The organism is Streptomyces sp. NPDC050704 (assembly GCF_040654355.1).
Taxonomy (GTDB): Bacteria; Actinomycetota; Actinomycetes; order Streptomycetales; family Streptomycetaceae; genus Streptomyces.
Genome location: NZ_JBFAHW010000035.1, coordinates 43,537 through 62,008 on the forward strand (window position 1 = coordinate 43,537; position 18,472 = coordinate 62,008).

Annotated in this window: 20 protein-coding genes; 11 read left to right on the forward strand and 9 right to left on the reverse strand. The window is 70.6% G+C overall.

What is annotated here, in order from left to right; genetic code table 11:
• Positions 1-111: 111 nt before the first annotated feature.
• A complete protein-coding gene (locus tag AB0I18_RS21655; protein WP_363107168.1) occupies positions 112-645 on the reverse strand; it encodes a Clp protease N-terminal domain-containing protein in 534 nt (177 codons plus the stop codon).
• A 196-nt stretch (positions 646-841) separates the two neighbouring features.
• Here AB0I18_RS21655 and AB0I18_RS21660 point away from each other — a divergent pair, with 196 nt between their 5' ends.
• The gene (locus AB0I18_RS21660) at positions 842-1,030 is read left to right on the forward strand and encodes a hypothetical protein (RefSeq protein ID WP_363107169.1); all 189 of its coding nucleotides are present in this window, start codon (positions 842-844) and stop codon (positions 1,028-1,030) included.
• Between the two features lie 132 nt (positions 1,031-1,162).
• Positions 1,163-1,591: an SRPBCC family protein gene (locus tag AB0I18_RS21665; RefSeq protein ID WP_363107170.1), complete on the forward strand. Its 429-nt coding sequence runs from the start codon at positions 1,163-1,165 to the stop codon at positions 1,589-1,591.
• Between the two features lie 69 nt (positions 1,592-1,660).
• Here AB0I18_RS21665 and AB0I18_RS21670 read toward each other — a convergent pair whose 3' ends face one another.
• Positions 1,661-2,299, reverse strand: a complete 639-nt coding sequence (locus AB0I18_RS21670) for a PadR family transcriptional regulator (protein WP_363107171.1) — start codon at positions 2,297-2,299, stop codon at positions 1,661-1,663.
• Between the two features lie 176 nt (positions 2,300-2,475).
• On the opposite strand from AB0I18_RS21670, the gene AB0I18_RS21675 reads away from it, so the two are divergent.
• Positions 2,476-3,285, forward strand: coding sequence for a PhzF family phenazine biosynthesis protein (locus AB0I18_RS21675; protein WP_363107172.1), 810 nt, complete (start codon positions 2,476-2,478; stop codon positions 3,283-3,285).
• Between the two features lie 54 nt (positions 3,286-3,339).
• On the opposite strand, the gene AB0I18_RS21680 is transcribed toward AB0I18_RS21675, so the two are convergent.
• Positions 3,340-4,140 (reverse strand): type II CAAX endopeptidase family protein, encoded by an 801-nt coding sequence (locus AB0I18_RS21680; RefSeq protein ID WP_363107173.1) that lies wholly within the window; start codon positions 4,138-4,140, stop codon positions 3,340-3,342.
• A gap of 183 nt (positions 4,141-4,323) precedes the next feature.
• On the opposite strand from AB0I18_RS21680, the gene AB0I18_RS21685 reads away from it, so the two are divergent.
• A complete protein-coding gene (locus tag AB0I18_RS21685) occupies positions 4,324-6,087 on the forward strand; it encodes a substrate-binding domain-containing protein (protein WP_363107174.1) in 1,764 nt (587 codons plus the stop codon).
• Here AB0I18_RS21685 and AB0I18_RS21690 read toward each other — a convergent pair whose 3' ends face one another.
• Positions 6,088-7,605: a glutamate--cysteine ligase gene (locus AB0I18_RS21690; RefSeq protein ID WP_363107175.1), complete on the reverse strand. Its 1,518-nt coding sequence runs from the start codon at positions 7,603-7,605 to the stop codon at positions 6,088-6,090.
• 486 nt (positions 7,606-8,091) lie between these two features.
• Here AB0I18_RS21690 and AB0I18_RS21695 point away from each other — a divergent pair, with 486 nt between their 5' ends.
• The 6 genes from AB0I18_RS21695 to AB0I18_RS21720 all read left to right on the forward strand — a co-directional run bounded on the left by AB0I18_RS21695 (position 8,092) and on the right by AB0I18_RS21720 (position 13,403).
• Complete coding sequence (locus AB0I18_RS21695) at positions 8,092-8,694, forward strand: hypothetical protein (protein WP_363107176.1); 603 nt, start codon at positions 8,092-8,094, stop codon at positions 8,692-8,694.
• Between the two features lie 350 nt (positions 8,695-9,044).
• A complete protein-coding gene (locus AB0I18_RS21700; protein WP_363107177.1) occupies positions 9,045-9,248 on the forward strand; it encodes a DUF5999 family protein in 204 nt (67 codons plus the stop codon).
• 810 nt (positions 9,249-10,058) lie between these two features.
• Positions 10,059-10,964 carry an NADP-dependent oxidoreductase gene (locus AB0I18_RS21705; RefSeq protein ID WP_363107178.1) on the forward strand — a complete coding sequence of 302 codons (906 nt, stop codon included), beginning with the start codon at positions 10,059-10,061 and terminating at the stop codon, positions 10,962-10,964.
• 362 nt (positions 10,965-11,326) lie between these two features.
• Positions 11,327-11,800, forward strand: coding sequence for a MarR family winged helix-turn-helix transcriptional regulator (locus AB0I18_RS21710; RefSeq protein WP_363107179.1), 474 nt, complete (start codon positions 11,327-11,329; stop codon positions 11,798-11,800).
• 333 nt (positions 11,801-12,133) lie between these two features.
• Complete coding sequence (locus AB0I18_RS21715) at positions 12,134-13,042, forward strand: SDR family oxidoreductase (protein WP_363107180.1); 909 nt, start codon at positions 12,134-12,136, stop codon at positions 13,040-13,042.
• 76 nt (positions 13,043-13,118) lie between these two features.
• Positions 13,119-13,403 (forward strand): nuclear transport factor 2 family protein, encoded by a 285-nt coding sequence (locus AB0I18_RS21720; protein ID WP_363107181.1) that lies wholly within the window; start codon positions 13,119-13,121, stop codon positions 13,401-13,403.
• An 11-nt stretch (positions 13,404-13,414) separates the two neighbouring features.
• On the opposite strand, the gene AB0I18_RS21725 is transcribed toward AB0I18_RS21720, so the two are convergent.
• From AB0I18_RS21725 to AB0I18_RS21735, 3 genes are all read right to left on the reverse strand, one after another.
• A complete protein-coding gene (locus AB0I18_RS21725) occupies positions 13,415-13,843 on the reverse strand; it encodes an ester cyclase (RefSeq protein WP_363107182.1) in 429 nt (142 codons plus the stop codon).
• A gap of 123 nt (positions 13,844-13,966) precedes the next feature.
• Entirely contained in the window at positions 13,967-15,028 is a 1,062-nt protein-coding gene (locus AB0I18_RS21730) for an alkene reductase (RefSeq protein WP_363107183.1), read from the reverse strand.
• Positions 15,029-15,206: 178 nt separating this feature from the next.
• A complete protein-coding gene (locus AB0I18_RS21735; RefSeq protein WP_363107184.1) occupies positions 15,207-15,998 on the reverse strand; it encodes an SDR family oxidoreductase in 792 nt (263 codons plus the stop codon).
• 206 nt (positions 15,999-16,204) lie between these two features.
• On the opposite strand from AB0I18_RS21735, the gene AB0I18_RS21740 reads away from it, so the two are divergent.
• Complete coding sequence (locus tag AB0I18_RS21740; protein WP_363107185.1) at positions 16,205-16,783, forward strand: TetR/AcrR family transcriptional regulator; 579 nt, start codon at positions 16,205-16,207, stop codon at positions 16,781-16,783.
• A 107-nt stretch (positions 16,784-16,890) separates the two neighbouring features.
• Here AB0I18_RS21740 and AB0I18_RS21745 read toward each other — a convergent pair whose 3' ends face one another.
• Entirely contained in the window at positions 16,891-17,571 is a 681-nt protein-coding gene (locus AB0I18_RS21745; protein WP_363107186.1) for an SDR family oxidoreductase, read from the reverse strand.
• Between the two features lie 68 nt (positions 17,572-17,639).
• Entirely contained in the window at positions 17,640-18,452 is an 813-nt protein-coding gene (locus tag AB0I18_RS21750) for a DeoR/GlpR family DNA-binding transcription regulator (RefSeq protein ID WP_363107187.1), read from the reverse strand.
• Positions 18,453-18,472 lie beyond the last annotated feature (20 nt).

Genomic DNA, 18,472 nt, shown 5'->3' on the forward strand with positions numbered 1-18,472 from the left:
CATGAGCGTCACCCGCAATGACACCTGTCTCAACGATTGGACGCACCGACGCCGGCACACCCGTGGGCGCGCCTCCTGTACACATCTTCCGAGACGGGCGCCCGGCCCGTCTCAGGCCTCTATGCCCCGCCCCGCCGCGGTCTCGATCCGCGCCAGCAACGCCGGTACGTCCGCCCCCGCGCGACCCAGCACCTCCACGGCCCGCGACTCGGGATCGGCGACGATCGCCGCGAGCAGGTCGACTTCGACCGCGAGTTCGGCACCCCGCCGCACGGCCCGCTCGTACGCGGCCTCCATGGCGCCGGCCGCCACCGGCGACCACCCGCTCTCGGTCACGGTCGGCACGGCACCGGAGTCCTCGACGGAGCTCTGCCAGCGCAGTCCGTAACCGATGCTGCGCTGGACGAGATAGCCGAGCAGCCGTACGACCTGCGGGTCACTGTCGAAGAGCGCGCGGACCTCGGGGTCGGACTCCAGAAGTGAGTGCAGCAGATGGGCCGTGTCGATCTGCCGGTCCCCGTCCCGCAGCGCGCGCCGACGCGCGCCGGCGACCACCGCGGCCAGCTCCTCGGTGAGCCGGGCCTCGATGTCCACGCGGATCGGCCCACGCTCGGCGGCCTGCTGGTGCGGAATACGGGGTTGCACATCCCCTACCCCATCAGGCCCTTCGCGTCCGGTCATCCCCGCCGGGAAGCATTTTCACGTCCAACACAGGGTGGGCTCTCCTCCCTGGCTCCTCCTCCTTACGGATGACATCACGCCGTTCTCCCCTACGGGCGCGCACCGTCCCGCCCCGCGCTCCACGCGCAACCACATGGCTCCGGCGCTCGTCCACTGAGACATGGAGAGCAGGTGCTGGCTGGTGGCCCTGCCGGCGGTCGACGGCAGGCAGTACGTGTACCGGGTGTACGCACCCGAGGACGCACTGCTCGCCGACCTGTTCTGGGAAGCGTGGCACTGCCACGACGAAGGGCCCTTCCCGCGCGCGTGGGACCTGTTCGACGCGGCGGAAATAGAGCAGGTCGCCTGAACCCCCGCTCCCCTTTTCTCTCCCCCACACTTTCTGACGGTTCATCAGTATTGAATGTTTCAGGCCCTGAGGCTACGTTCCGCGACACCGTAGCTGCGCTCGGCGCAGCGCCCGAGACGAAAGGGTGGTCGCATGGCCGAAGTCAGCGCGGAGGCACGGATCGAGGCGCCCGCCGAGAAGGTCTGGGCACAGCTCACGGACTTCTCCTCGTACGGCGAGTGGAACTCCACCCACACCAGCTTCCCGAAGGGCGGCCCCGCGGCCCTCGAAGTGGGCGGAACCTTCGAGGAGAACATGAAGCTCATGGGGTTCCCGGCCGAGGTCGAGTGGACGATCGAGGAACTGGAGACGGCCCGCACGCTCGCGATCCGCGGCAAGGGCCCGATGGCCGTGACCGTCGCCACGCGCTACACGCTGACCCCCGAAGGCGAGGCCACGACGGTCCGCATCGACGGCGAGTTCACCGGCGCCGCCGTCTCCCTGATGGCGGGCAAACTGAAGGACTCGGCGACGGCGGCCCTCAACGAGTCCCTGCGCAAGCTGGCCGGGCTGGTGGCCTAGAGCGGCCGACCCCCACACGCGCCAAGGGGGGTACTTCGAAGTCGAAGTACCCCCCTTGTCTGCGGGCCATCAGTCCTCGTCGGCGAGGATCAGATACAGCTTCTTACGCGCATCGTTGATGACGGACAGCGCCTTCTCGCGCTGCTCCTTGCTACCGGTCTTCCAGACCTGCCCGAACGCCTCCATCAGACCGAAGCCGGCCTGCCGGATGTCGCTCAACGCCTCCCAGTCGACCCCGCGCCCGGCATCTTCCCAGGGCACGTCGGGACCTTCGTCGGCCGCGACGCGGCCCGCCTCGGTGAGCGAGAACAGCTTCTTGCCGCCCTCGGTCGCACTGACGATCAGGCCCTCGTCCTCCAGCAACTGAAGGGTGGGGTACACCGAACCGGGGCTGGGCTTCCACGCCCCGCCACTGCGCTCGGCGATCTCCTGGATCATCTCGTAGCCGTGCATGGGCCGGTCCTTGAGCAGGGCCAGGATCGACGCGCGTACGTCGCCGCGCCGCGCCCTGCCCCGCGGTCCGCCCCGGCCTCCGCGCCCGCCCCAGGGGCCCGGGCCGAAGCCGGGACCACCGAAACCGGGCCCGAAGGGACCGAAGGCGGCACGCCGCCCCTCAAAACCGCCCCGGCCGTGCTGGCCGGGTCCACCGTGTCCACGTCCGGGACCGGGGCCGAAGCCCGGTCCGAATTCTTCTCCGTGGGAACGCATCGCAATCACTCCATTCCATCGTTGATCGGTCGCGATGCGTCAACGATATATCGGAATAGCTCGCAAGACAAGGCTCCGCTCCCGGCCCACCAGCGGGCCGACGAATGCGGTGACCGGTCCACCCACCCCGAATTGGCCTTGGCCTGCGTCTTTGTTCAGCGTCTAGCGTCGGCCTCATGCGGATTCGAATCGTGGACGCCTTCACCGACCGCCCCTTCGCCGGCAACCCGGCCGGGGTCCTCCTCCTCGACGCCTTCCCGGAAGACGCCTGGCTCCAGAACGTGGCCCTGGAGGTCAACCACGCCGAGACGGCTTTCGCCCACCCGCTGCCGGAGGGCGGCGAGGCCGACTGGGCGTTGCGCTGGTTCACCCCGGCCGCCGAGGTCGCGATGTGCGGTCACGCGACGCTCGCCACCGCACACGTACTGGCCACCACGGGAGCCGCCGAGGGCCCGGTACGGTTCGCGACCAGGAGCGGCGTGCTCATCGCCACCCCGCACGACGACGGCTCCATCACGCTGAACTTCCCGACCGCGCCCCTCACCCCGGTCGAGGTCCCGCAGGGCCTCGCCGAGGCCCTGGGCGCCGAGCCGCTCACCACCCACGACACCGGCCCGAACGTCGGAGACCTGCTGATCGAGCTCGCCGACGAGAAGACCGTCCTGGGCCTGACCCCCGACCTCAAGACCCTCGCCCGCCACTCCGAGCGCGGCGTCATCGCCACGGCCCGCGCCGAAGACCCCTCCCAGGGCTACGACTTCGTGTCCCGTTGCTTCTTCCCGAACGTCGGCGTCGACGAGGACCCGGTCACCGGCAGTGCCCACACCGCCCTCGCCCCCTTCTGGTCCGAGCGCCTCGGCCGCACCGACCTCACCGGCCTGCAGGCCTCACGCCGCTCCGGCCGCGTCCGCACCGGGCTCCGAGGCGACCGCACACTGCTCACCGGCCGCGCGGTCACCGTCATCGAGGGCGACCTGCTCGCGTGAACAGCACGAAGGGGGCGTACGAGATTTCCGTACGCCCCCTTCGCCCGCACCAGGTCAGGCGGTGGGCAGCCAGCCGACCTTCCCCGCCAGCAGCGCGTACCCGACGAACGCCCCGATGTCGAGGAGCGAGTGGGCGACCACCAGCGGTCCGACGCGGCCCCAGCGGCGGTACAGGTAGACGAAGACCAGGCCCATCACCATGTTGCCGATGAATCCGCCGATGCCCTGGTAGAGGTGGTACGAGCCGCGCAGCACCGAGCTGCCCATCAGGGCGGCGACCGGTGTCCAGCCCAACTGGTCGAGGCGGCGCAGCAGATACCCGACGACGATGACCTCTTCCAGAACCGAGTTCTGGATCGCGGAGAGGATCAGCACCGGGTACTTCCACCACACCTCGGGCAGCGCCTCCGGCACGACGGTGAGGTTGAAGCCGAGCCCGCGGGCCGCCAGGTAGAAGGCGATGCCCGAACTGCCGATCACCGCGGCGATCCCGGCGCCCCGGGCCAGGTCCGGCCACGGACGGGTGCGGTCGAAACCGATCGTGCGCAGCCCTTTGCCCTCGCGCAGCAGGAAGTGCGCGACGAGGGCGACCGGCACCAGTGCGGAGGCGATGCCGAACAGCTGCCATGCCAGATCGAGCCACGGACGGCCCGGCGCGGCCGAGGCGTTGAGCGTGGCGGCCTGGTCCTTCAGACCTCCCGGTTTCGTGACCGACCCGACAAAACTGATCAGTGCGGAAACTCCGCTCGCCCCGAGCGACACCCCCAGCACGAGCAGCGTCTCGTCGCGGAAGATCCGCCGCGTCGGCCGCCCTTCGGGAAAAGAGTCGGCCACCGGCCCCGCCTCCGACTGCACTCCTGCCTCCAGTTGAGTAATCCCGCCTCATCCCCATCCTCGCCCCGCTATGGTCTCGAAAGAAGTTGCGAAGATCATGCGCGACAGGCCGTCGGGGGACGGGCACCGTACGGGGTGTACCCCCACACCATGCCTTCGGCCGTTTCACGGCTCCGGGCTCGGCCAGGGAGGGACATCACCGCCATGGGACGTCACAGCTTGCCCGACGGGTTCCGGACGCGTGGCACCGGCCCCCGGCCGCCCGTGCGGCGCCGCAACGTGGCGATCGTGGCGGCCCTCCTGCTCGTCGCCGCCGCGGGCACGGCGGCCGCGGTCGACGGCGGTCTGCTCTTCTTCGGCCGCTCCTGCGAGGACAGCGCGCCGCTCCTGAGGATCGCCGCCGCGCCGGGCATCGCGCCCGCGCTCAAGGAGGCCGCCGACTACGCCCGCGACAACGAGGTGACGTCCGCGGGCGACTGCCTGGACATCAGTGTGAGCGCGCGGGAGCCGTACAAGGTCACGGACGCCCTGAGGTCGAGGGAGAAGAGCGCCACCGACTTCGAGGTGTGGGTGCCGGACTCGGGCGTATGGGTCAACCAGCTCGCGGCGGACGCCAGGTCGACTCCGGTGACGCCCATGGGCAACGTGGCCCTGTCACCCGTCGGCGTCGCCATGATCCCGACGGCCGCGAAGTCTCTCGGGTGGCCCGACAGGACGTACACCTGGGCCGAGTTGGCCGGCACGACAAGCGATCAACTGAAGCTCGGCGGGGGTGACCCGTCGCACAGTGCGACCGGTCTGCTCGCCCTGACCCAGCTCGCCCACGCCACGGACGAGGCGAAAGACGCCGAGACCGCGGCGGCGGCCATGGCCAAGACCCTCTCGCGGCGCACCTCGGACAGTGACGGCCAGGTCCTGGACACCCTGCCGCGCGACCTCTCCGTCACCGAACAGGAGAACCCGAAGCGCAACCAGGCGCTGATCCTCTCCGAGCAGGCGGCGTTCGCCTACAACGCGTCGGCGGACAGCGGCGACGACCTCGACCTCTTCTACCCCGCGGACGGATCGCCACGGCTCGACTTCCCGTTCGCGCTGATCGACGAGCCCACCCTGACGACCGACGAGAGCTGGGCCGCACTGCGGTTCATGAGCCTGCTCGGCGAGTCCGGCGGGCGGAAGATCCTGGAGCGGCACGGCTTCCGTACGGACGACGACGACACCTCGGACCGACTGGTCACGCAGGCGGGCGGCCGCGCCCCGCAGCCGTACCGGGAGGTGCCGGCGGAACCGGTCTCGGACAAGGAGATCGAGGAGACCCTCGGCATGTGGACGATCACCGTGCAGAACGCCCGGCTCACCACGGTCGTCGACGTCTCCGCGTCCATGGCGGAGCCGGTGCCCGGCACCCGCAGATCCCGTATGGACGTGACCAAGGCGGCGCTGCTGCAGGCCCTGACCACCTTCACCCCGGAGGACGAGGTCGGGCTCTGGAAGTTCTCCACGAAGCTCGACGGCAAGCTCGACTACCGCGTCCTCGTACCGACCGCGCGGATCGGCGACCGCGAGGACGACGGCACCCGGCGGGACCGGCTGTCGGCGGCCTTCAGCGGCCTGAAGCCGGTCCCGGACGGCGCGACCGGCCTGTACGACACCACCCTCGCCGCGTACAAGGCGGCCGTGGCCTCGTACGGGAGCGGGAAGTTCAACGCGGTCGTGCTGCTGACCGACGGTGTGAACCAGGACCCGGGAAGCATCTCGCGCGCCGACCTCGTCACCGAGCTCCAGCGGCGCACCGACCCCGAGCGTCCGGTGCCGCTGATCGCGGTCGCCGTGGGCCCGGAGGCCGACAAGGACGAGCTCGCCGAGATCGCGGAGGCGACCGGCGGCTCGGGCCACCAGGTCACCGACCCGTCCCAGATCCACTCGGTGATCCTCAAGGCCGTCGTGCGGGCGGGCCGCCAGAACTGATCACCGCGGGACGGCAGGTTCCGGTAACCCGACGGGCCAGGTGTGCACCGGCTCGCCGAGGTGCATCAGCTCGCAGTACCGCTTCGTCGTGGCCGCCAGTGCCACGTCCCGCCCCATGCCGCTCTCCAGGGCCCGGTGGAAGGTCCTGGACTGCCAGGTGGCCCCGTTGACCCGCCGCTTGCAGCGCTCCTCGATCACGCCGAGGTACAGGTCCCGGTCGGCCGGCTCCACGCCCCACGCGTCCAGGCCCGCAGCCGCGAGCGGCAGCAGTTCGTCCTGTACGAGCTGCACCGCGGGCAGCCGCGTGGTCCCGCCGTGCCTGCCGCGCCGGGGCCACTCCAGGCTCGCCTCGATGCCGTACCGGCAGGCCCGGTCGAAGTTGGCGGCCGCGGCCTCGAAGGGCAACCGGGTCCACACGGGCCGCGCCTCCCCGGCGAGAGCGCGTACGAGCCCGTAGTAGAAGGCCGCGTTGGCGATGACGTCGGTCACGGTGGGGCCCGCGGGCAGCACCCGGTTCTCGACGCGCAGATGCGGGACTCCGTCGGCGATGCCGTACACCGGACGGTTCCAGCGGTAGATGGTGCCGTTGTGCAGCACGAGTTCGGCGAGCCGGGGTATGCCGCCCTCGTCGAGGACACGCCGCGGATCCTCCTCGTCGCAGATGGGCAGCAGCGGCGGGAAGAAGCGCAGGTTCTCCTCGAAGAGGTCGTACGCGGACGAGATCCACCGCTCCCCGAACCAGGTGCGCGGGCGGACCCCCTGGGCCTGGAGCTCGGGCGGGCGCGTGTCGGTGGACTGGAGGAACAGCGGGGGCCGCGACTCGGGCCACAGTTCACGGCCGAACAGGAACGGGGAGTTGGCGCCGACCGCGACCTGCACGGCGGCCACCGCCTGCGCCGCGTTCCACACGTCGGCGAAGCGTCCCGGGGTGACCTGGAGGTGCAGTTGCACGGAGGTACAGGCCGCTTCGGGCGCGATGGACGCCGAGGTGCAGCTGAGCCGCTCCACACCGTCGATGTCCAGGGTGAAATCCTCGCCGCGGGCGGCCACGATCTGGTCGTTGAGCAGCGTGTAGCGGTCCACGTCGGAAAGGTTCGCGGAGACCAGGTCGTCGCGCGCGAGTGTCGGCAGAATGCCGATCATCACGATTCCGGCATCGACCTCGTTCGCTTTCCGGTGAGCGTACGCGAGCGAGGTGCGCAACTCCTCGGCGAGCCGGTCGAATACCCGGCCGCCGAGCCGGTGTGGAGCAATGTTGACTTCCAGATTGAACATGGCGAGTTCTGTTTGGAAATCACGGCTCGCGATCCGTTCGAGTACTTCAGCATTCATCATTCTCGGCATGCCGTCCGGCCCTGCGAGATTCAGCTCGATCTCCAGGCCCATGAGATTCCTGGGGCGGTCGAACCGCTTCTCCGCCAACAACCGCGCCAGCCCCGCGAGACACTGCTGGAGCTTGCCTCGGTAGCTCTGCCGGTCGGACAGGGCGAACGACACCGCCTCGACCTTCTCCCCCATCGAAGTGTCCCTCCTCGACTGGGCAGCCCGACGAACCGGCCGCTGGTGTCCCGGGTCACGGGGGATGATGCCCAGGCAATGTGATCGATAACGCCCTGGCCGAACCCCCCGGGCGCTACTCTGAACTCAGTTGCCTCCGGGCACATTCATGCGGCATGAGGCAGTGCGCGGTTTCGACGATCGGGCTGTCGTGAAAAACGCCGACGAGAACCGGCCCTCCACTTCAGCGGCGTATTCCGAGGTCATCGCCGGGTACCCGCGGAGAACCGGGACCAAACGCGCGTAACGGTGACCGAGTTGTCCCTTGCGCTTAATATGCGGAACGGCTAGACGAAACACCGTCAGAACACGTGTCGTATAAACTCCGCGAACGAGGCAGAGATGTCGGCGCTCGTGGTCATCGCACCCGCCCCCTCTGACCCGAGAGCTGACAGCGTCGTCCGCCCTCGCGCCACTATGTGCCTGTCGAATGAGAGGCGACCCACCATGCCGCTTCATGTCCCCCCGGCTCCCGCGCCGGCCCTGCGCACCGTCCTCACGGCACTCGGTTCCCCCACCGCCGTCCGCGAGGCGCGCACTCCGTCCCTGCGCACCGCCCAGGGACCCGCCACGCCCGAACTCCCGCTGCCCGTCCACGTGCTCGACCGGATCACCCCGGCCGGCGCCTCGGCCACCCGTCTCGCCGGGTGGCGCTTCCTGATCCGCTGCGGCGGACGTGCCGTGGCGGCCGCCGAGACCAGGCTGACCCCCGACGGCTGGGCCTTCTCGCACTTCTTCGAGGGTCCGTACGTCACCGCCACCGAGCGCGCCCTGCGCCAGGCGGAAACGATGACGGAGACAACGGCGCAGCCTTACCAGGCCCGGCTGCTCTCCGTACCCGAGCTGTACATGCTCACACTGTGGCTGCACGGCGACTACGCGGCCGACGGCGCCGAGGGCCACCCCGCCGCCACCGACCTCCTGGTGCCGCTGGCGCCCGCCCCGCCCGGCATCGCCGCGCACCGCCCGCACCGCGTCGCCGAGCTGCTGCCCGTCCTGACCCACCGCCTCACGCCCACGCCCACCCCGCTGCTCGGCTCACCCGCCTGAGCGCACCACGGCTCCCGTGCCCCGCGATCCCACCCCGGCCGCGGGGCACGCCGCTGCGCGCAGTGACCCCGCGGGGACGCAGCGCACGCCCGGCCCGTCCGGACTAGCCCCATCCGGCCACGGTGAACCACCCGAAGAGACCGCCCAGTTGGAATGAACCGTCCGCACGGGTGATGCGTCATGAACCTGTGAGGAGCGCTGCCGCTAAATCCCTGCGGATTGACGCCCGTAGGGCAACACTGGGTTCCGGACCATCTGACAAACGGGGGGCGGCAATGAGTACCACTCCGAGCCGCGGGACAGACACCACATCGATCACCGACCTCACACCACAGCGAAAGATCCCATCCATGTGCCAGCACCAGCCACCGTGTCCGACAGCCGACTCCGCCGACCGGGAAGCCGCGCTCCTCGTGGCGCACCACCCGGAGCAGGGATGGAGCCTGCTGTGCAACGGCGTCCTGCTCTTCGAGGACACCGGTGAGCTCCTGCCGGACGGCCGGATCATCGCCCCGCACCGACCGGTGGTCATCGACGTGATGACGGCCGCCTGAGCCGCACCACGGGCGAAGGCAGACCGCCCGCAGACACCAGAGGGGCCGGCCCGGGAAGCACTCCCGGAACCGGCCCCGACGCATGTCCGGGGGCGACTGCTCCTCGTATGTGACCTGCTGGGACGGGTTGCGGAGGCGATCGAAGGCAGTCAATCAAAGGCAGTCAGAGGCAGTCGCCCTCTGTACCGGCTGCGAAGCGGCCGAGGCCGGTCGGTGTCGATCAGGGGTGTGGCTCCTCCGGCGGTCCTTCGCAGGGCCCTCGGTCCAGCCGCGTCGGGGACGCCTGCCTCTACTCGGGCCAGGCATAGGAAGGCCTCCAGGAAGGCCGTCCTGGAGGCTTCGCCGGTGCCGATGGGAGGACGGTTCCGGACACCGCCCGTGGATTTTGCGGGCCGAGGTGGTGTCCCCGCCCTCGCGAGACGACCCCACCGGGCCTCACCCAGCTGCCACCGGCGGCAGCCGATCTCCTCCCGCTCGGCGATCTCACCGGCCGCCACGCCACAGGCAGCCACAGCCGACTCGGCCCCGACGGCCGGACCCTGGTCCTGCGCCAGGACCACCAGGGCGTCGCCGAGCGCGGGCATCGGAGCACCGCGGCCATCGCCTGTCACGTCGCCTGCGGCACCGCCGTCCAACTGGCCTTCGCCGAGGTCGCGGGCGGCCTCCTGCGCCGTCCCGAGGAGTCCGACGCGACCGCGACCGATCTTGCGCAGCCCGAGCGGAAGCCAATAGTTGGCTAGCCACATGTTTCCTGTTACGGTAATTATGTGTCCAGCCACCTAAATGGGTGGCGGCACGAGAGGAGTCGTCATGAAAGCCATCCTGTTCGACCGTTTCGGCGGCACGGAAGTACTGCACCAGGCGGACATCGAGATCCCGCAGCCCGGCCCCGGGCAGGTCCGCGTCCGCGTCAAGGCGGCCGGGCTGAACGCACTGGACGGCAAGGTCCGTTCCGGGGCCCTGGAGGCCGCGTTCCCCACGCCGCTGCCCTCCGTCCCCGGTCACGAGCTCGCCGGCGTGGTGGACGCCCTGGGTGAGGGCGTGCAGGACCTGCAGGTGGGCGACGAGGTGCTGGGCTGGTCGGACACCGGCTCGTACGCCCAGTACGCGCTGGCCACCACCGTGGCCCGCAAGCCCGCCGGCCTGGACTGGCAGCACGCGGTCGCGCTGCCGGTGGCCGGCGAGACCGCCGAGCGGGTCCTGGACCTGCTCGGCGTCGCCGCCGGGGAGACCGTCCTGATGCACGGCGCGGCCGGCTCGGTCGGCACCCTGGCGGTCCAGCTCGCCACGGCCCGCGGAGCGCGCGTCATCGGCACCGCAGGACCCGCCAACCAGGACTACCTCACCGCACTCGGCGCCACCGCGACCCGCTACGGCGAGGGCCTGGTCGAGCGGGTCCGGGCACTCGCCCCCGACGGCGTGGACGCGGTGTTCGACCTGGCCGGCAAGGGAGCCCTGGAGGACTCCATCACCCTGCGCGGCGGCACCGAGCGCATCGCCACCATCGCCGACTTCCGCGCACACCAGCTCGGCATCACCTTCGCCAGCGGCGGCCAGGAACGCTCGGCCACCCGCCTGGCCGAACTGGCCGAAGACGCCGCGACCGGCAAGCTCGTCACCACCGTCACCGCCTACCCGCTCGACCAGGCAGCCACGGCCCAGCAGGTCAGCGACGCCGGACACGTCCGGGGCAAGCTCGTCCTCACCGTCGACTGATCACGCCACACTCATGCCGACCTCCCTGCGGACATCGGCCACCGTCGATGACATCTCCCCGCCGCACCGCTTCCACGTCCTCCATGCGGGCGACGACGCGCTGCTGGGCACCCTGCGCGCGCGTGGCCGACCACGCCGGTCCTCAAGCGGGCCGCCACCGACCTGCCCACCCGCGCCAGGGACGTCGACCAGGGCACGGCCAGCCTCGTCTCCGTCGGCACCCCTCGCGCTCGCCGATTCGGACCTGGTCGAGCCGCTACGCTCTGACGCGCCGCTGAACCCCCCGACCCGGCGACCCTCTACGGCGGCGGAGCGGTCGGCTACACCGACTACGCCACCTACACCGTCCGAGGAACCGAACCATGAACGCCCCCATACCCCGCGCCCCCTCCACCGCCAGCGAGGGACAGATGAGCTACGCGATCTTCCAGCTCGCCCGCGCTCACCGGGCCCGCGCCGCCGCCATGCTCCGCGAGATGGACCTGCATCCCGGACAGGAACTGCTGCTGATGCACCTCCTGGACCGGGACGGCCAGACCCAGTCCGAGCTGCTCGACAGCGTCGGCCTGGACCACTCCACCGTCTCCAAGTCCCTGCGCCGCATGCAGGACGCCGGCCTGGTCGTCCGCGAGCCGGCCGCACACGACCGGCGCGTCATGGTCGTCCACCTCACCGACAAGGGCCGGGCCATGCGCGAGCCCCTGGCAGCCATGTGGCGGGCCCTGGAGGAGACCTCCGCGCGAAACCTGTCGGCACAGCAGGCAGAGTCCTTCGTCCGCACCGCCTACACGATCGCCGACGCGATCAACAGCCTTCCGCGGGAGGAGTCCGAGTAACTCCCCTCGGCCTGCACCCCGGTTCCGGCCTGGAGTGCGAATCGTTTCCGGCGTTCCTGCGAAGTGGACAGTGCCGCAGGGTTCGGGGCAGGGGAACGCCCTCGCGGGGCCGGTGAGCCCTGCCCCGCCGCCAATCGGCTGCACATCGAGGACGGCCGCGTCACCCGCGTCCCGTTCGCCTTCCACCACAGCAGGCTCCGGCCGGCCGGCGATGACCCGCGCCCCGGATCCGCCCACCGAGCGACCCGGGCCGACGGCACCCACGTCCGCGGCCACCCCTGCCCCGCCCACTCGATCCCCCCACTCCTGACCTGACGGAAAGCGAGACCCCCCATGACCACCACCCTCCCCGTCCTCGTCGTCGGCGCGACCGGCTCCCTCGGCGGCAAGGTCGTCGACGAACTGCTCAAACGCGGCAAGAACGTCCGTGCCCTGGTCCGGCCGACCACCAACGCCAGCCGGCTCGAAGAGCAGGGTGTCGAGATCGCCCGCGGCGACATGCTCGACCCCGACTCGCTCGTCGCCGCCATGAAAGGCGCCGACGCCGTCATCACCACCGCCGCCGGCTACACCCGCGGCGGCAAGAACGCGCAGGACATCGACACCGTCGGCAACGCCAACCTCGCCGAGGCCGCCCACCGCACCGGCATCCGGCGGTTCGTCCTGACCAGCATCCTCACCAGTGACCAGACACCCCAGGTCCCGCACTTCTGGCACAAGAAGATCGCCGAGGACAAACTCGAACAGCTCGGCGTCCCGTTCGTCGCCCTGCGCCCGGGCGCCTTCCTCGACCAGGTCGCCACCATGGCGGGCAACCCCCTCGACAAGGGCCGCCTGATCTGGATGGCCAAGGCCACCGTCCCGCTGACCTTCGTCCACACCTCCGACCTCGCCGCCTACCTGGCAGCCGCCGTCGACGCCCCGGCCGACAACGGCGAGCGCATCGACATCGGCTGGGACCGCCCGGTCAGCATGCGCGAGGTGGCCGACCTGATGGGCAGCCGGGTCGGAAAGAACATCAAGGTATGGGCCATCCCCTCCCCCGTCATCCGCGCTGCGGGAGCCGTCGTCGGCCGCTTCAACCCGGTGATCAAGGACATGGCCGCGATGTTCGGCTGGTTCGACACCGGCCGCTACGTCTCCGACCCCCGCCGCCAGGAACAACTCTTCGGCCCCGTCCCCACCGCCGAGGACGCCCTCGCCCGGTACACCGACGAACTGCGCACGACGCAACACCGGTGACCGGCCCGCATCCCGGGCCCGCCGCAACCGGGCTTCACCTGAACTGGCGGTACGGGGTACACAGCGCCTTCGGGCCGTGCTCGACGGTGATCGAGAAGTCGGAGTTGGTGCGTACCGGGCGGCCGTCGACACCTACGTGGGCTCCGAGTACCACCGGCACAGCCCGCGGTTCCCCGACGGCGTGGCAGGCGTGAAGGCCGGAGCGGGCGCGTACTTCGAGCAGTTCCCGCAGCTGACGATCGCCCCGAAGCGGACCATCGCCGAGGGGGACCTGGTGGCCGTCCACAGCCACTACGTCGAGGCCCCGGGCGAGCGCGGCCGGGCGGTCATCGACCTACCCCTGGTCAGCGCCCGCAACTGATCTTCACTCTCTCAGGACTGCAACTGGGCGAAGAGTGTCGCCAGGTCGATGAGGCCCCAGTGCTCGGTGAGCTTCCCGTCAGCCACCTTGAACATGCGGAGCTCCAGCACCTTGATCGATCGGCCGGTGGCGGGAGTGCCGTTGAACGGCCCGGTGTTCGTGCCGGTGAGGATGAAGCTGATCGCGAACCAATCGTCCTCCGCGACGACACGGACCGGCGTGGCGGCGAAGTCGGGGACGGCGTCGAGGAACGACGCCAGCACCGCGCGGGTCTCCTCGACGCCGGTGGTGGTGCCGTCGGCGGCGTGGTTGCGGAAGTCCGGCGCGTACAGGGCGAACAGGGCGTCGAGATCACGCAGGTTGACGAGCCTGACGTACTCGTCGGCAAGCCGGTGCACGTCGGCGGTGGACGCTTGGGTTTCGACGTTCGAGGAAGACATGTGCTTCTCCAAGGTGGATGGACGGAGCGGCTCCGCCCCGGTGACGGACAGTGGAATCGGGTCGAACAGGCGAGGGGACGGTCACCGTCGCCGGAGATTGTCAGGCGGTGTGGGCGGGGCCGGTCAGGCGGCGTGGGTGGGGTAGTCGGTGTAGCCGGCCTCGTCGCCGCCGTAGAAGGAGGCGGGGTCGGGGGTGTTCAGCGGCGCGCCGGTGCGTACGCGCTCGACCAGGTCGGGGTTGGCGAGCGCCATCACGCCGACGGTGACGATGTCGGCCAGGCCGTCTTCGATGTCCTTCGCGCGGGTGGCGATGTCGGTGCCGGCCCGGTTGAGAACCAGGGTGTTCGGCCACAGCTTGCGCAGGGTGTGCAGGAGTTCGTCGTCGCCGCCGTGGCCGATGTGCAGGTAGGCGAGGTCGAGCGGGGCGAGGGCGCGCACGAGTGCCGGGTGCAGCTCGTGGGTGTCGCTCTCCGCGATGTCGTTGAACGGGTTGCCGGGAGAGATCCGGAAGCCGGTGCGGCCGGCGCCGATCTCGTCGGCCACGGCGGTGGCGACCTCGACGGCGAAGCGGATGCGGTTGTCGACGGAGCCGCCGTAGCGGTCGGTGCGCCGGTTGGTGTTGGTGGCGAGGAACTGGTGCACGAGGTAGCCGTTGGCGCCGTGGATCTCGACGCCGTCGGCGCCGGCCGCGATGGCGGCCGCCGCGGCGCGCCGGAAGTCCTCGACCGTCGCGGCGACCTCCTCGGTGGACAACTCACGCGGTACCGGCATCTCCTGGAGCCCGGACGGAGTGAACATCTCGCCCGCCGGCCTGACCGGGGAGGGGGCGACCGGCTGCCGGTGGTGGGGGGTGTTGTCGGGGTGGGACATGCGTCCGGCGTGCATCAGCTGGATGACGATGCGGCCGTCGACTCCGTGCACGGCGTCGGTGACCTTGCGCCACCCGGCGATGTGCTCCTCGGAGTGGATGCCGGGGGTGAGCAGGTAGCCCTGTCCGTCGGCGTTGGGCTGGGTGCCCTCGGTGATGATGAGGGCGTGCGAGGCGCGCTGGGCGTAGTACTCGGCGTTCAGCTCAGTGGGTACGCCTTCCGGGGTGGACCGGTTTCGCGTCATGGGGGCCATCGCCAACCGGTGCGGCAGGGAGATCTCCCCGGCGACGATCGGGTTCCACAGGGCGTTCGACATGGATGTTCCTCGCGATAAGGGGTTGAGAAGGGGTTACAGAGAGCTGCGGGGTGGCGGGCTGCCCCCGCGGGTGGCGCGTAGGCGGTGACCGGCCGGATGGGCCCGGTGCCCGGTGGCCTTCCACCGTGGAAGGCCGATTGCGTGGCGGGGATGCCGACGGCCGGAGTCGGAGCGGCGGTCAGCCGCGGTAGCGGTCGGCCGGGACCCGCTGCGACAGGTTCGGGACGAGCGTCTGACGCGCCTTCTCGAACGACTCCCAGTCGCTGATGTCCGGCAGCGACAAGATGGTGACGGGCTCCCCGGCGTCGAGGCCGGCGAACGCCGCATCCACGGCGTCGTCCACGTTCATGACGATCTCGTCGGGAAACGTCGCGAGGTCGACACCGGAGCCGTCCCAGAGATCCGTGCGGACAGCGCCCGGCAGCACGGCCTGCACCGTGACGGGGCTCTCGGCGAGTTCCTGCTGCAGGGCCTGGGTGAACGTCAGCACGTAGCTCTTGGTGCCGCTGTAGACGGCGCTGACGGGCAGGATGTTGAGAGCCATGGCGGAAGAGATGTTCACGACGGTGCCGTGCCCGCGGGCCGTCAGCCCCGGCAGGACCGCGATGGTCAGCCTGGTCAGCGCTGTCACATTGAGGCTGATCAGCGCCTCGTAGGCCGCCGCGTCGGAGCCTGCCAGCGGCGTGAGAAGCGCACCGCCGGCGTTGTTGATCAGTACCTCGATGCTCTCGTCGGTCCGCAGACGCTCCTCGACCACGGAGATCTGCGCCGCATCGGTGAGGTCGGCGGTGACGACGTCCACCGCACGGCCCGTGCGGCCGCGGATGTCCGCCGCCAGCGTGTCCAGCCGCGCGGTGTTCCGGGCCACCAGGATCAGGTCGTAGCCCCGGTCGGCGAGCCGCTGAGCGTAGGCGGTACCCAGGCCGGCGGACGCGCCGGTGACGACAGCGGTCTTGTTCTGCGTGGTCATGGGGTGGATCTCATTTCTGGGCTGGCGGATGGGTGGGAGGCCAGAGCGTCGACCTCGCGTTAGATTACGATAGCTATCTAACGCGATCCGGTCAACGCCACCCCGATACCGCCCGCCGTGCAGATAGAGGGAAAGTGGGCGCCGCGGCCGACCCGCGCCTCGCGTACGATAGATGCGCATTACTATCTATCGAGGGCAGGTGACTGATGAGTCGCGTTTCGCAGGCGCAAGCGATCGAGAACCGAAGGCGCGCGGTCGCCGCGGCCTCCCAGCTCTTCAGGGAGCGCGGCGTGAACGGCATCAGCGTCGCCGATCTGATGAAGTCCATCGGACTGACCACGGGCGGCTTCTACAAGCAGTTCCCCTCCAAGGAAGCCCTGGTGGCCGAGGCGGCTCAAGCCGCGTTCGGGGACCTTGACCTACTCCTGACTTCGTTCGACGCGACCCACGGCGATCACGACACCGCGCGCGGCGCCCTCGTCGACTTCTATCTGACGGCCGAACACCGTGACCAGCCCGGCACCGGTTGTCCCACCGCGGGGTTCGCAGGGGACGTGGCTCGCGAGCCCACACCTGGGGAGGTGCGCGAAACGTACGCGGCCGGAGTCGAGGCATTCGCCGCGTGGATGTCCACCGACACCGAGGACGGCCTCCCCATGGTGGCCACCCTGGTCGGCGCGATCCTGCTCGCCCGGGCCACGGCCGGCACAGAACTGTCGGAGAAGATCCTGGAGTCGACCCACAAAGTCATGACCGCACCACACGAGCCCGACCCGGAATCCTGAACACGGGCTGTGCGGCTGGGGCCCGCTGTGAACGGTGCGGCGTCCGGCCGGACGTGCGCCATGTCGAGAAGTGGCAGCGACATCCCGGCGCGCAGATGTCGCAGAGGTCAGAGTGAGGCCCCGGCGCACTGGACGAGTTGCTGCCCGGTGATCGCTCCGCCGTCCGGGCCGAGGAGGAACGCGGTCAGGCCGGCGACCTCGTCGGGAGAGACGAACCGGCCCAGGGGCGGGTGTACCGGGGGCGTGCGCGCGCGGCCGGGGTCGGACAGCATCGGAGTGTCGGTCGGGCCGGGGGCGATCACGTTGACGGTGATGCCGCGAACGGCCAGTTCCGCGGCCCAGGAGCGGGCGAGCGCGGGCAGGGCGGCCTTGGTCGCGGCGTACTGGCTCTTGCCGGGTACGCCGGTCGCGGTACGGCTCCCGACGAGGACCACGCGAGCCCCGTCGGGCAGCCGGTCGGCGAGCGTGTCGACGAGGATCGTGGCGGCCTGGACATGCACCCGCCACATCAACTCGCCGTCGTCGGCGGACAGTTGGCCCAGCGGTGCCGAGCGCTGGAGCCCGGCGGCGTGCACGACGGCGTCGGGGGCGGGTACGTCGTCGAGGGCCCGGACCAGTTCGGTGGGCTCGGCCAGATCAGCCGGGAGCCAGGTCAGTCCCGGCGCGGGTACCGGACGGCGGCGGCTGATCCCGGTGACCTGCCATCCCTCCCGCAGCAGGCGGCCGCTGATCGCCTCGCCGATTCCCGAGCTGACGCCGGTGACCAGGGCGTGCCGTGGCTCAGTCATGGCACACCCGCCAGGGCCGCGGGCCGGCGTGCTCGGCGCTCTCCGTCGAGGTCATGAGGGAGTCGAGGTCATGAGGGCGACGTCCGGTGCTCCGGCTCGGTGGACGCCGGCACCTCGGTCAGCACCACCTCGACGCCGCGTCCGCGCAACTCGGCCACGATCGACGGGTCGGCGTCGTCGTCGGTGACGAGGGTCCAGTCCGCCGGGAGCTTCGCCCAGGCGTGGAAGGGGCGGCGGCCGAGCTTCGCCGCGTGCGCGAGGACGTACACATGGTCGGCGCGGCGGGCCATCAGTTCCTTCAGCCGCGTCTGGCGCAGGTCGGCCTCGCAGATGCCGTGCTCGGGCGAGATGCCGTCGGTGCCGAGGAAGACCCGGTCGAAGGTCATCCGTTCCAGTGCGGCCTCGGTCAGCGGACCGACGAAGCCCTGGCTCAGCGGCCGCAGTGTGCCGCCGAGACACTCGACGTGCACCGTCTCGACGTCGGAGAGTTCCTGAAGGGCCGTCAGGCCCGTGGTCGCGACCGTCAGTTCCTTCGCGGAGCGCAGTTCGTGGGCGAGGGCGCCCACGGTCGATCCGGCGTCGAGGAGCACGGTTTCACCGGCGCGCACCTCGGCGGCGGCCCGGCGCGCGATGGCGCGCTTCGCCTCGAACGCCTCGCCCGTACGCTGCCTGAGCGACGCCTCGGGGTGGGCGGTCAGCGCCATGGCGCCGCCGTAGGTACGGGCCAGCCGGCCGTCGGCGGTCAGCCTGGCGAGGTCGCGGCGGATCGTGGAGGGCGTGACGCCGAAGCGCTGTGACAACTCCTCGACGCTGGTGAGGCCGGTCGTAGTGGCCACGTGCAGGATCCGTTCGCGCCGGGCCTTGGATCCGAGGGGAGGCATCTGTCGTGGAGTCCTTCTCT